At 57.4% G+C, this 12,542-nt stretch carries 11 protein-coding genes and 1 riboswitch; of the genes, 4 read left to right on the forward strand and 7 right to left on the reverse strand.

Annotation, left to right across the window (positions count from 1 at the left end):
• Nucleotides 1–10: 10 nt before the first annotated feature.
• On the reverse strand, nt 11–1,720 hold the full coding sequence (gene araB / locus F384_RS00325; protein ID WP_046475398.1) for a ribulokinase: 1,710 nt from the start codon (nt 1,718–1,720) through the stop codon (nt 11–13).
• Nucleotides 1,721–2,059: 339 nt separating this feature from the next.
• Here araB and araC point away from each other — a divergent pair, with 339 nt between their 5' ends.
• Nucleotides 2,060–2,938: an arabinose operon transcriptional regulator AraC gene (gene araC / locus F384_RS00330; RefSeq protein ID WP_046475401.1), complete on the forward strand. Its 879-nt coding sequence runs from the start codon at nt 2,060–2,062 to the stop codon at nt 2,936–2,938.
• 85 nt (nt 2,939–3,023) lie between these two features.
• Nucleotides 3,024–3,791, forward strand: coding sequence for a DedA family protein (locus tag F384_RS00335; RefSeq protein WP_046475404.1), 768 nt, complete (start codon nt 3,024–3,026; stop codon nt 3,789–3,791).
• 65 nt (nt 3,792–3,856) lie between these two features.
• Here the strand turns inward: F384_RS00335 and thiQ are convergent, their stop codons facing one another.
• The 4 genes from thiQ to sgrR all read right to left on the reverse strand — a co-directional run bounded on the left by thiQ (nt 3,857) and on the right by sgrR (nt 8,935).
• On the reverse strand, nt 3,857–4,558 hold the full coding sequence (gene thiQ / locus F384_RS00340) for a thiamine ABC transporter ATP-binding protein ThiQ (RefSeq protein ID WP_046475407.1): 702 nt from the start codon (nt 4,556–4,558) through the stop codon (nt 3,857–3,859).
• On the reverse strand, nt 4,542–6,152 hold the full coding sequence (thiP, locus tag F384_RS00345; protein ID WP_046475408.1) for a thiamine/thiamine pyrophosphate ABC transporter permease ThiP: 1,611 nt from the start codon (nt 6,150–6,152) through the stop codon (nt 4,542–4,544). Before thiP ends, thiQ begins: the two co-directional genes overlap by 17 nt.
• Nucleotides 6,128–7,111 (reverse strand): thiamine ABC transporter substrate binding subunit, encoded by a 984-nt coding sequence (gene thiB / locus F384_RS00350; protein ID WP_046475411.1) that lies wholly within the window; start codon nt 7,109–7,111, stop codon nt 6,128–6,130. Before thiB ends, thiP begins: the two co-directional genes overlap by 25 nt.
• A gap of 32 nt (nt 7,112–7,143) precedes the next feature.
• A riboswitch (TPP riboswitch) is annotated at nt 7,144–7,244 on the reverse strand.
• 35 nt (nt 7,245–7,279) lie between these two features.
• Entirely contained in the window at nt 7,280–8,935 is a 1,656-nt protein-coding gene (sgrR, locus tag F384_RS00355) for an HTH-type transcriptional regulator SgrR (protein ID WP_046475413.1), read from the reverse strand.
• A 93-nt stretch (nt 8,936–9,028) separates the two neighbouring features.
• Between sgrR and sgrT the strand changes: the two genes are divergently transcribed.
• Entirely contained in the window at nt 9,029–9,151 is a 123-nt protein-coding gene (sgrT, locus tag F384_RS00360) for a glucose uptake inhibitor SgrT (RefSeq protein WP_046475415.1), read from the forward strand.
• Between the two features lie 104 nt (nt 9,152–9,255).
• Entirely contained in the window at nt 9,256–10,434 is a 1,179-nt protein-coding gene (locus tag F384_RS00365; RefSeq protein ID WP_046475418.1) for a sugar efflux transporter, read from the forward strand.
• Between the two features lie 89 nt (nt 10,435–10,523).
• On the opposite strand, the gene leuD is transcribed toward F384_RS00365, so the two are convergent.
• Entirely contained in the window at nt 10,524–11,129 is a 606-nt protein-coding gene (gene leuD, locus F384_RS00370) for a 3-isopropylmalate dehydratase small subunit (protein WP_046475421.1), read from the reverse strand.
• 10 nt (nt 11,130–11,139) lie between these two features.
• Entirely contained in the window at nt 11,140–12,540 is a 1,401-nt protein-coding gene (leuC, locus tag F384_RS00375; protein WP_046475423.1) for a 3-isopropylmalate dehydratase large subunit, read from the reverse strand.
• Nucleotides 12,541–12,542: the final 2 nt, after the last annotated feature.

The following is a 12,542-nucleotide window of genomic DNA, read 5'->3' on the forward strand; positions in this document are numbered from 1 at the left end:
TGTCGTGTCCTTAGTGAGTCAGGGTTGCCTGGTCAGCCGGCGCAGTATTTACCGGGGTGGCAGTCGGAAGATAATGTTGCTCAGCGCTTACCGCCCACTGCTGGTAGCGGCGATAGAGCTGTTCAAAACGTTGCGCTTGTTCGGGGCGAGGTTGTAGCGTGTTTTCCACCGCACTGGCCATTTTCTGCTGGGCCGCCGGGATATCGGCATGTACGTTGGCCGCCACGGCGGCGAAAATGGCCGCACCGAGTGCGCAGCACTGATCGGAGGCGACGATTTGTAGCGGACGGTTCAGCACATCGCAGCAGGCCTGCATAATGACCTTGTTTTTCCGGGCGATACCGCCCAGCGCCATCACGTTGTTGACCGCAATGCCTTGTTCGGTAAAGCATTCCATAATGGCCCGCGCGCCAAAGGCGGTCGCCGCGATCAGCCCGCCAAACATCGCTGGGGCGTCTGTGGCCAGATTCAGATCGGTCATCACCCCTTTCAGACGCTGGTTTGCGTTCGGCGTACGGCGACCGTTAAACCAGTCAAGCACCACCGGCAGGTGATCCAGCGACGGGTTCTTCGCCCAGGCTTCGGTTAATGCCGGCAGCAGTTGCTTCTGGCTGGCGCTAATCTGGGCTTTCAGCTCCGGGTGCTGCGCGGCGAGTTGCTCCAGCGGCCAGCCAAGAATGCGGCCGAACCAGGCGTAGATATCGCCAAAGGCAGACTGGCCCGCCTCCAGGCCGATAAATCCAGGCACCACGCTGCCGTCGACTTGCCCGCAAATGCCTTTCACGGCGCGCTCGCCGACGCTCTGTTTATCCGCAATCAGGATGTCGCAGGTTGAGGTACCAATCACTTTCACCAGCGCGTTGGGCTGCGCACCCGCGCCGACGGCGCCCATGTGGCAGTCGAACGCGCCGCCGGAGATGACGACGTTTTGCGGCAGACCGAGGCGCTGGGCCCACTCGGCGCACAATGTCCCAACCGGCAGATCGGCGGTGAACGTGTCTGTAAACAGGGGATACGGCAAATGCTGGTTAATCAGTGGATCGAGTTCGTCGAAGAAACTGGCGGGCGGCAGACCGCCCCAGCTTTCATGCCACAGCGATTTATGCCCGGCGCTGCAGCGACCCCGGCGGATGTCCTGTGGACGCGTGGTGCCAGAAAGCAGGGCTGGCACCCAGTCGCACAGTTCAATCCAGGAGACGGCGGCCTGGGCGACCGCGCTGTCTTCGCGGGTAACATGAAGGATCTTTGCCCAGAACCATTCGCTGGAGTAAATGCCGCCGATGTAGCGGGAGTAATCGACCTTGCCCGGCGTATGGCACAGACGGGTTATCGCTTCGGCTTCTTCCACCGATGTGTGATCTTTCCACAGGACGAACATCGCGTTCGGGTTTTCCGCAAATTCTTCCCGGAGCGCCAGCACGTTGCCATCGGCGTCAATCGGCGCTGGCGTTGAGCCCGTACTGTCGACGCCAATCCCAACGACCTCCGCGCGCTGCGCCTCGCTCAGTTCAGCCAGCACGCTTTTCAGCGCCGCTTCCATCGATTCCATGTAGTCGCGCGGATGATGGCGGAACCGGTTGTTCGGCGCGTCACAAAAACGTCCTTCCTGCCAGCGTGGGTACCACTCTACGCTGGTGGCGATCTCTTCGCCGGTGGCGCATTCCACTGCCAGCGCGCGCACTGAATCACTGCCAAAATCGAGGCCAATTGCAATTGCCATCCTCTTACTCCATCCAGAAATACGGGTATGGAGAAACAGTAGTGAGTGGGGATAAAAACCGTCAGGTAGGATTCGCTAATCTTATGGATTAAAATGCTATGACATCGCAAAGTGTGACGCTGTGCAAATAATCAATGTGGACATTTCTGCTCTAGTTATAGACACTTTTGTTACCCGTTTTTGTCGCAGTCACCGCGTGGAGTGGTTACATAATGCTTTTCACACGCGGGATTGATGGTTTGCCAATGACATTGCGGCGGCGAAGCAGGGCGCAAACAATGCCGCCTTGCGTAATATGGACAATTTGTTTCCTCACTGAACCTCGGGAGTCGTGAAATTATGGCTGAACCGCAAAATGACCCTCTCCTGCCGGGGTACTCGTTTAACGCGCATCTGGTTGCCGGTTTAACGCCGATAGACGCCAACGGATATCTGGATTTTTTTATCGACAGGCCGTTGGGGATGAAAGGTTACATCCTTAACCTTACGATTCGGGGGGAAGGGGTGATCAAAAATCACGGCAGGGAATTTGTCTGCCGACCGGGGGATATTTTGCTGTTCCCGCCAGGCGAAATTCATCACTACGGGCGTCACCCGGATGCCAGCGAGTGGTATCACCAGTGGGTTTACTTTCGTCCTCGCGCTTACTGGCAGGAGTGGCTGACCTGGCCGTCCATCTTTGCGCAGACCGGTTTTTTTCGCCCGGACGAGACGCACCAGCCGCACTTTAATGAACTGTTCGGTCAGATCATCAGCGCCGGACAGGGAGAAGGCCGCTACTGCGAGCTGCTGGCGATCAACCTGCTGGAGCAGTTACTGCTGCGGAGAATGGAAGCAATCAACGCATCGCTGCACCCGCCGATGGATAACCGCGTGCGCGATGCCTGCCAGTATATTAGCGACCATCTGGCGGACAGCCATTTTGATATTGCAAGCGTAGCCCAGCACGTCTGCCTGTCGCCGTCGCGCCTGTCGCACCTGTTCCGTCAGCAACTGGGCATCAGCGTGTTGAGCTGGCGTGAGGATCAGCGCATCAGCCAGGCGAAGCTGCTGCTCAGTACGACACGCATGCCGATTGCCACCGTCGGACGCAACGTTGGGTTCGACGATCAGCTCTATTTCTCCCGCGTCTTTAAAAAATGCACCGGCGCCAGTCCAAGCGAATTCCGCGCTGGTTGTGAAGAAAAAGTGAATGATGTGTCCGTAAAGATGTCATAGCCTGTAACTATTCAGACAATTGATGGCTTGACGAAGCAGGGATGGGTTAGCAGAATCCCTGTTTCGTAAATCTGACGGACGCATTATGCAAGCATTGCTGGAACATTTCATTCTCCAGTCCGCCATGTACTCTTTGATTGCTGTGGCGCTGGTGGCCTTCCTGGAATCGCTGGCGTTGGTGGGGTTGATTTTACCGGGAACGGTAATGATGGCCGGGCTGGGCGCCCTGATCGGTAGCGGGGAGCTTAATTTCTGGCATGCCTGGCTGGCGGGAATTATCGGCTGTCTGCTTGGCGACTGGATCTCGTTCTGGCTGGGCTGGCGCTTCAAAAAGCCGCTGCATCGCTGGTCGTTCATGAAAAAGAACAAGGCGCTGTTAGATAAAACCGAGCACGCGCTGCATCAGCACAGTATGTTCACGATTCTGGTGGGACGTTTTGTCGGACCGACGCGCCCGCTGGTGCCGATGGTCGCCGGGATGCTGGATCTGCCGGTGGCGAAATTCATCACGCCAAATATTATTGGTTGCGTTCTCTGGCCGCCGTTTTACTTTCTGCCGGGGATTCTGGCTGGCGCGGCAATTGATATTCCGGCGGGAATGCAAAGCGGCGAGTTTAAGTGGCTGCTGCTGGCGACGGCCATTCTGCTGTGGCTTGGCGGCTGGCTCTGCTGGCGGCTGTGGCGCAGCGGAAAGGCCGCGACGGACCGTTTAACGCACTACCTGCCAAAAGGACGCCTGCTCTGGCTGGCGCCAACGGTGCTGGGGATGGGGATTGTCGCGCTGGTGACGTTGATTCGCCACCCGCTGATGCCGGTGTATATCGATATTCTGCAAAAAGTGGTGGGCTACTGATATTCCTGCTGGATGGCGTGTATCTCGTAGGCCGGATAAGCGTCAGCGCCATCCGGCAACACCATTCAGTTAGCCTTAATCCCCAACAGCGCTGAGGCGCTGGCTCTGCCACTCAGCAATTCATCCGTTTTACCCTGCCACGCGATGCGACCATCGGCGACGACGACAGCGCGCGGGGCGATGCGCGCCGCATCTTCGACGCTGTGTGAAACCATCAGCAGCGTCAGTTGGCGGGCGTGACAGATATCGCTTACCAGCGTCAACATCTCCTGGCGCAGCGCGGGGTCGAGGGCTGAAAAGGGTTCATCCAGCAACAGGACCGGCTGTTCGCGCACCAGACAACGAGCCAGTGCCACACGCTGGCGCTGACCGCCGGAAAGCTCGCCGGGCAGGCGAGCCATCAACGTCTCGATCCCCATTTGCTGCGCGATATGCCGGCGCTTCTCTTTCTGTTCGGCGCTCAATTTCAGTCCGGGATCCAGCCCCAGCCCGATGTTTTGCTCAACGTTTAAATGGCTGAACAGATTGTTTTCCTGAAACAGCATCGAAACCGGACGGCGTGACGGCGGCGTGGTGGTGTGGTCTTCCCCTTCGATCAGCAGGGTGCCGCGGGCAGGCGTGAGAAAACCCGCGATCAGACTCAGCAACGTACTTTTCCCTGCGCCGCTTGGCCCCAGAATCGCCACCTGTTCACCGCGTGCCACGGACAGCGTAAAGCGCATGGGCAGATGGTGATAAAGCCAGGTGATATCAGTCAGTTTTAGCATTTCGCCCCGGTAACGTCTCAATAACGGTAAATAAAATAAAGCACAGGATCAGCAGTAAGAGCGCAGTGACGGCACCGTCCTGGCTGCGATAAGAGCCAATCTGCTGATACAGATAAAACGGCAGGGTGCGGAAGTCATCGTTGCCAAACAGCGCCACCACGCCAAAATCACCGATCGACAGCACGCTGGCAAAGGCCAGCGCCTGCGCCAGCGGGCGTTTCAATGCCCGCAGTTCTACGACTTTTAGCCGCTGCCAGCCTTCAATCCCCAGCGACTGACACAGCATCGTGTAGCGGGTGGTAATATCGCGCATCGGGTTTTCCAGCACTTTCAGGGCGTAGGGAATGGCCATCAGCGCATTGGTGAAAATGACGATGCCGTCAGCGGACTCCGGCAGGCCGATGCTGTTGTTGAGCAACAGGAAGAAGCCGGTGGCCAGCACAATGCCCGGCATCGCCAGAATAAGCATACCGCTTAGCTCCAGCGCTTGTCCTGCCAGCAGGTGCTGACGGGCGCGCAGTTCGCGACTGCTCCACAACAACATCATCGTCAGGATCACACACAGCAGACCCGCCGCCAGCGCAATGCGCAGCGAAGTCCACACCGCCTGCCACAAAATGGGCTGAGCAAGCACGTCCAGCAGATGGCGATTCACCCCGTCGACCATCACGGCCAGCAGGGGGGGGAGCAACAGCAGAAGCGCAATAACGATCAGCAGGACATCGGTTAAACGGCTGTATAGCCGATCGTCCGGATCGCGCCAACCCTGAACCAGCGTAGTACCCGGAGCGATAGCTTTACTTAATCGTTGACTGAGCAGCACCAGCCCCAGACAGCACACCATCTGGATCAGCGCCAGCATGGCGGCGCGGGCGGGATCGTAGTCGAAATTCAGCGCCTGATAAATCGCGAGCTCAATGGTCGTTGCCTGCGGCCCGCCGCCCAGCGACAGGACAGTCGCGAAGCTGGCAAAACAGAGCATAAAAATCAACGCGGCGACCGGCGGTATCTGGCGGCGCAGCCACGGCCACTCGACAAAACGGAAAAACTGCCAGCCGCGAATACCCAATTGTGCGGCCAACTGACGCTGCTCGCCGGGGATATTTTCCAGCGACTGCAACAGCAGGCGGCTTGCCATCGGCATATTAAAAAAGACGTGGGCCAGCAGAATGCCCTGCAAGCCGTAAGGCGAAAAGGTCCACTCCATCCCAAGCATGTGCCAGAGCGAGGCCAGCCAGCCCTGGCGTCCGTAGACGCTGAGAATACCAAACACCGCGACCAGCACCGGGAGGATGAGCGTCATGGCACACAGGCGCAGCAGAGCCAGACGCCCCGGAAAGCGGCGTCGGTACAGCGCGCGAGCAAGGAAGATGGCCGGAACGACAGAAAGCACCGCCGACAGGAAGGCCTGCCAGAAGGAGAAGCGCACCACGTGCCACAGGTAGCTGTCCTGCCAGAGCGAGGACCACGCCGCCTGCGGCGCGTTGAACCACAGTGCGAGAAAGGCGGCCACCGCCACCGCCGCCATCAGCGTGGCGGCGAAAAGGCCTGGGATCAGCCAGCCAGCAATTAACGGCTGACGGCGCGTTGCCATTCGCTAATCCATGCCTGACGTTGTGCCGCCACTTCTGCGGGGGTGAACTCCAGCGTGGCCGCGGGTTTAGTCAGTTGTTCGAACCCGGCGGGCAGGGGGACATTCACCACCGGATACATCCAGTTGCCGGTCGGGATAGCATTCTGAAATGCGGGCGAGACCATGAATTTGAGAAACTTTTCCGCCAGTTCAGGTTGCTTACTGGCCGCGGTACGCGCGGCGACTTCCACCTGCAGGTAATGGCCTTCGCTAAAGTTGGCCGCTGCGTAGTTCTCTTTTTTCTCTTCGATGATGTGATACGCCGGGGAGGTGGTATAGCTCAGCACCAAATCGCTTTCACCTTTCAGGAACAGGCCATAGGCTTCGCTCCAGCCTTTGGTGACGGTGACGGTTTTTGCCGCCAGCTTCTGCCATGCCTGCGGCGTTTTATCGCCATACACTTTCTGCATCCACAGCATCAGCCCAAGCCCTGGCGTACTGGTGCGTGGATCCTGATAAATCACCCGCCATTTCTGGTCGCTCTCGACCAGTTCCTTCAGGCTCTTCGGTGGATTTTTGAGTTTGTTTTTGTCATACACGAAAGCGAAGTAGCCGTAATCAAACGGAACGAAGGTGTCATTCTTCCAGCCGCCAGGCACATTGACTGCTTCGCTGGCGACACCGCTTTTCGCGAATAACTGGGTTTGCGTCGCCGCTTCCAGCAGGTTGTTATCCAGCCCAAGCACCACGTCGGCCTTACTGTTTTTCCCTTCCATGCGCAGGCGGTTGAGTAGTGAAACGCCATCTTCCAGCGCCACCAGTTTCAGTTCGCAGTTACAGTCGGCTTCAAAGGCTTTTTTCACCGCCGGGCCAGGGCCCCAGTCTGCGGCAAATGAGTCGTAGGTATAGACGGTCAGGACCGGTTTTGCGAAGGCCGGCGCTGCGCACAGCACCAGTAAAGGAAGACATTTTTTTAACACTTTGCACCTCAGTAAAAGAGTGGCAAAGGATTTTGAGCGGTAGCCTCAAATCCCTTCGCCGGCGTTATCCGGATCAGGTTCGACGGGTATTTTCTCAGCCCACGCCTCTGGCGCAGCACCCCGTTGAGAACGGCACATTGTAATGATTACGTGAAGAGATCAAAAGGATTAAGGATCCGGCGGGGCAAACCACGCGGATTTAAAGTCGAACCAGCCGAGGGTGTTCATGCGCAAGCCGCGCATACTGCGCTGCCCCTGAATAATCAGCCAGTGGTGAATCAGCGGCACAATCGCTTTACTGGCGAGCAGTTGCTGGCACCACGCGGCCAGATTCATCTCGCCGGTGCGCCAGCGGGCGGCGTCGGCTTCCCAGTCCAGCGGAATGCAGTGCTGCAACAGCGGGACTTCGCACAGATGCGCGAACAAAGAGAAGTCGAGCGGCAGGGTGAAATTGGCGCTGTTAAGCCAGATGTCGCTCTCAATTTCTCCGGCATGCCATTGATCGTAGTCGATCTCCTGAATGTCCAGCTTTACCTGATGTTCAGCCAGCAACTGACTCATGATCTGCGCAATCACCTGGTGTTCGATGTGTTCGTGATAATAGGTCAGCGTGAGCGTCTCCAGCCCGGCGGGTTTCTCGCCGTGGCCCGGTCGCGCGTGATGCCAACGGGGCAGCAAACCGTAGGCCGGGAACCAGTGGCGCTGATACTGCTCATCGGCGTAGTAAAGCAGGTTGCTCGGTGACAGTACGCGACTGACCCACTCTCTGACCTCCTGATTGGCACCGCGATGGGTCCGGCCGTCGAACAGCAGGTAATAGCACCCCTCTTCCAGGCGGCTTTCGATCGCCTTCTCACCTTCCGTGGGGCCTTTCAGCGTCAGGCCGCCGTTCGGCTCGTCGCCGATATCCGGCAGTACCCAGACATTCACTTCATCAATCAGTGCCCGAAAACCGAAGAAATCGTCAAAGGCGTGTATTTTTAGCTGATTACGTGTATTTCGTATCACGGCGTAAGGGCCGGTGCCAATCGGATGGCTGGAGAAATTGCTCAGGGTTTCCCATTCGCGTGGCAGGATCATCGCCGGGACCTGGCCCAGTAGCCATGGTAGCCAGCGATCGGGTTGCGAAAGGTGAATGTCCAGCGTCCAGGGCGTTGGCGAGACGATCTCGCTGATGTGCGAATAGAGCGGTAAGACGTTAATGCGCGTCAGTGATGACACCACATCGTCCATTTCCAGTTCACGACCATGATGAAAATGGATCCCCGGACGCAGGAAAAAGCGCCAGTGCAGGGGAGTAATTTGTTGCCAGTGGTGGGCGATATCCGCTTCCAGTTCCCCATTTTCCTCATTTACGCGGGTCAGGGCGCTGAAGATTTGGCGGGCAATATGGGTTTCTGAGCGCCGCAGCGCACTGCCAGGCAGCAGATTTTGCATTGGACGATAGTAAAGAACACGCAGGATGTGGCGACCCTGGCGGAAACTGCGGCCCAGATGGGAAACCAGCATCTGCCGCACGGCCGTTTTGTCACCCACCAGTTGCACCAGTTGATCGATGCGATCCTGCTCCAGCAGATCTTCCGCGCGCTGCTGCTGGAGCGCCAGTCCGGTATACAGAAAGGTTAAGCGTGAACGTTTTCCGCGTCCAACCTCGGCCTCCCACGTCAGCCAGCCGCGTTCCTGCATGGTATTGAGCAGCGTACGCATATGACGACGGGAGCAGCTCAGGAGCTCCGCCAGTTCGTTAAGCGTGGTGTCCTGTGTTTTGCCGTCGCAGCATTGCCACAAGCGGATGAACTGTTGTTGCAGACGGCCAGAAGACATAAAAGGGGAACTCCTGCGGAAAACTCAGCAATTTTATTATCCCTATATTAGGCCAATAATACCTTCCGATGAAGCACTATGAAGGGGTCATCTATGCGCCAGTTTTATCAGAAGTACTTTGCCGCGACAGAAGGGGTGTCCTGGTTGGCTTGCCTGAGCGCGCCGCAGCGCTTAAAGATGCTGGAAGAACTGATGCAGTGGGAGGTGACAGCCTGACCCTGGAGTAGCAGACATCATGTGTGACTGAGTATTGGTGTTAATCGCCGCGCCAGCAGGTATCATCTGCTGGCTTTTTTTATTCTTTCGCGAAAGGATTTCAGATGCTCTGGATTATGACGATGGGACGACGTCTCAACGGTGTGTACGCGGCATTTATGCTGGTTGCCTTTATGATGGGCGTGGCGGGGGCGCTACAGGCCCCGACGCTGAGCCTGTTTCTCAGTCGCGAGGTCGGGGCGCAGCCGTTCTGGGTGGGGCTGTTTTACACCGTTAACGCCATCGCCGGGATTGGCGTGAGCCTTGCGCTGGCAAAACGCTCCGACAGCCAGGGAGACCGCCGCAAGCTGATTCTGTTCTGTTGCCTGATGGCAGTCGGTAATGCGCTGTTGTTTGCCTTTAATCGCCACTACCTGACGCTGATTACCTGCGGCGTACTGCTGGCGTCGCTGGCAAATACCGCGATGCCGCAACTGTTCGCCCTGGCACGGGAATATGCCGACAGCTCAGCGCGTGAAGTGGTGATGTTCAGTTCGGTGATGCGAGCACAGCTTTCGCTGGCGTGGGTGATTGGCCCGCCGCTGGCCTTTATGTTGGCGCTCAATTATGGCTTTACGATGATGTTTTCGATTGCCGCCACCATTTTTGCGCTCAGTTTCATCCTGATAGCCTTCATGCTGCCGTCCGTCGCCCGTGTTGAACAACCGGCGGATGTGCCGGTGAGCCAGGCAGGCGGCTGGCAGGATAAAAACGTCCGCATGTTGTTTATTGCCTCCACGCTGATGTGGACCTGCAATACCATGTACATCATCGATATGCCGTTATGGATTAGCGCAGAGCTTGGGTTGCCGGATAAACTTGCCGGGATCCTGATGGGCACCGCGGCAGGGCTGGAAATCCCGGCGATGATCCTTGCCGGCTTCTACGTCAAACGTTTCGGCAAACGACGGATGATGGTTACCGCCGTGGCGGCGGGCGTGCTGTTTTATCTCGGGCTGATTTTCTTCCATAGCCGCCAGGCGCTGCTTATCCTGCAACTGTTCAATGCTGTGTATATCGGCATTATTGCGGGTATTGGAATGCTCTGGTTTCAGGATCTGATGCCGGGCAGGGCCGGTTCGGCGACGACGCTATTTACCAACAGCATTTCGACTGGCGTCATTCTGGCTGGGGTTATCCAGGGGGCTGTCGCGCAGAGTTACGGTCACTTCGCGGTGTACTGGGTGATTGCGGCGATTTCGCTGGTGACGCTGGTGATGACCGGGCGGGTGAAGGACGTTTGATTTATGGATTGCCGGATGGCGGCTAACGCCTTATCCGACCTACAGAAATTCGTAGGCCGGATAAGCGCAGCGCATCCGGGATGGCGGGCTTAGCGCATAAACGCGGGCTGTTTCTCTTCGTAGGTGGCAATCGCATCTTCGTGCTGCAGCGTCAACCCGATGCTGTCCAGACCGTTCAGCATGCAATGGCGGCGGAATGCGTCGATGTTAAAGTGATACGTTTTCTCGCCTGCTTTCACGACCTGCGCTTCCAGATCCACTTCGAAGTGAATACCTGGATTCGCCTGCACCAGTTTAAACAGTTCATCCACCTCGTCGTCACTCAACTTCACCGGCAACAACTGGTTGTTAAAGCTGTTGCCATAGAAGATGTCCGCGAAGCTCGGCGCAATCACCACTTTGAAGCCATAATCCGTCAGTGCCCACGGCGCGTGCTCACGGGAAGACCCGCAGCCGAAGTTCTCACGCGCCAGCAGAATCGAAGCTCCCTGGTATTCAGGGAAGTTCAGGACGAACTCCGGATTCGGCTGTTGGCCGTTCTCATCCAGAAAACGCCAGTCATTGAACAGGTGCGCGCCAAAACCGGTGCGGGTGACCTTCTGCAAAAACTGCTTAGGAATGATGGCGTCGGTATCGACGTTGGCGGCATCCAGCGGGACAACCAGGCCTTTATGTTGGGTAAATTTCTCTGCCATGGGAGTTTCCTTATTTGATGCTGCGAATGTCGGCGAAATGACCGGTAACGGCAGCCGCAGCGGCCATCGCCGGGCTGACCAGATGGGTACGCCCACCGCGGCCCTGACGCCCTTCGAAGTTACGGTTGCTGGTCGATGCGCAGCGCTCACCTGGATTCAGGCGGTCATTGTTCATTGCCAGACACATGGAGCAACCCGGCAGACGCCACTCGAAACCGGCTTCGATAAAGATTTTATCCAGCCCTTCCGCTTCTGCCTGCGCCTTCACCGGACCGGAGCCGGGAACCACCAGCGCCTGAACGCCCGGCGCGACTTTACGGCCTCTGGCGACTTCTGCGGCGGCGCGCAAATCTTCAATACGCGAGTTGGTGCATGAGCCGATGAACACTTTATCGATCGCCACTTCCGTTAACGGTACACCTGGCTTCAGACCCATATAGGCCAGTGCTTTTTCGGCGCTGGCGCGTTCAACCGGATCGGTAAACGAGGCCGGATCGGGAATATTGTCGGTAACGGAAATGACCTGACCCGGGTTGGTTCCCCAGGTCACCTGCGGGGCAATCTCTTCAGCCCGTAAGGTCACAACGGTATCAAAGTTGGCGTCGGCGTCGGTTTGCAACGTTTTCCAGTACGCGACAGCATCATCAAAATCTTTGCCTTTCGGCGCGTGCAGACGGCCTTTGACGTAATTAAAGGTGGTTTCATCCGGGGCAACTAATCCGGCTTTGGCACCCATTTCGATAGCCATGTTGCACAGGGTCATGCGGCCTTCCATGCTCAGGGCACGGATGGCATCGCCGCAAAACTCAACGACGTGACCGGTACCGCCGGCGCTACCGGTTTTTCCGATGATCGCCAGCACGATATCTTTCGCGGTGATCCCCGGTGCGGCGACGCCGTTGACTTCAATCTTCATGGTTCTGGCGCGGCCCTGTTTCAGGGTTTGGGTCGCCAGGACGTGCTCTACTTCGGAGGTGCCAATACCGAACGCTAATGCACCGAAGGCGCCGTGGGTTGCGGTATGCGAGTCGCCACAGACGATGGTCATCCCTGGCAGGGTAACGCCTTGTTCCGGCCCCATCACGTGAACGATACCCTGATACGGATGGTTCAGATCGTACAACTCCACGCCAAACTCGCTGCAGTTCTTAATCAGCTCCTGCATCTGGATGCGCGCCATCTCGCCGGACGCATTGATATCTTTGGTCTGCGTGGAGACGTTGTGATCCATCGTGGCAAAGGTTTTACCCGGCTGACGAACCGGACGTCCATGCGCACGCAGGCCGTCGAACGCCTGCGGGGAAGTCACTTCATGCACCAGATGTCGGTCGATATACAGCAGTGGGGTTTCGTTGTGCGCTTCATAGACGACGTGCGCATCAAACAATTTTTCGTATAACGTTTTAGCCATGA

The sequence above is a fragment of the Citrobacter amalonaticus Y19 genome (assembly GCF_000981805.1).
GTDB classification, from domain to species: Bacteria; Pseudomonadota; Gammaproteobacteria; order Enterobacterales; family Enterobacteriaceae; genus Citrobacter_A; species Citrobacter_A amalonaticus_C.

Excerpts from the sequence above, each read along its gene's own strand:
- araB (WP_046475398.1), bottom strand. The coding sequence starts at position 1,720 with ATGGCAATTGCAATTGGCCTCGATTTTGGCAGTGATTCAGTGCGCGCG.
- araC (WP_046475401.1), top strand. The coding sequence starts at position 2,060 with ATGGCTGAACCGCAAAATGACCCTCTCCTGCCGGGGTACTCGTTTAAC.
- F384_RS00335 (WP_046475404.1), top strand. The coding sequence starts at position 3,024 with ATGCAAGCATTGCTGGAACATTTCATTCTCCAGTCCGCCATGTACTCT.
- thiQ (WP_046475407.1), bottom strand. The coding sequence starts at position 4,558 with ATGCTAAAACTGACTGATATCACCTGGCTTTATCACCATCTGCCCATG.
- thiP (WP_046475408.1), bottom strand. The coding sequence starts at position 6,152 with ATGGCAACGCGCCGTCAGCCGTTAATTGCTGGCTGGCTGATCCCAGGC.
- sgrR (WP_046475413.1), bottom strand. The coding sequence starts at position 8,935 with ATGTCTTCTGGCCGTCTGCAACAACAGTTCATCCGCTTGTGGCAATGC.
- sgrT (WP_046475415.1), top strand. The coding sequence starts at position 9,029 with ATGCGCCAGTTTTATCAGAAGTACTTTGCCGCGACAGAAGGGGTGTCC.
- F384_RS00365 (WP_046475418.1), top strand. The coding sequence starts at position 9,256 with ATGCTCTGGATTATGACGATGGGACGACGTCTCAACGGTGTGTACGCG.
- leuD (WP_046475421.1), bottom strand. The coding sequence starts at position 11,129 with ATGGCAGAGAAATTTACCCAACATAAAGGCCTGGTTGTCCCGCTGGAT.
- leuC (WP_046475423.1), bottom strand. The coding sequence starts at position 12,540 with ATGGCTAAAACGTTATACGAAAAATTGTTTGATGCGCACGTCGTCTAT.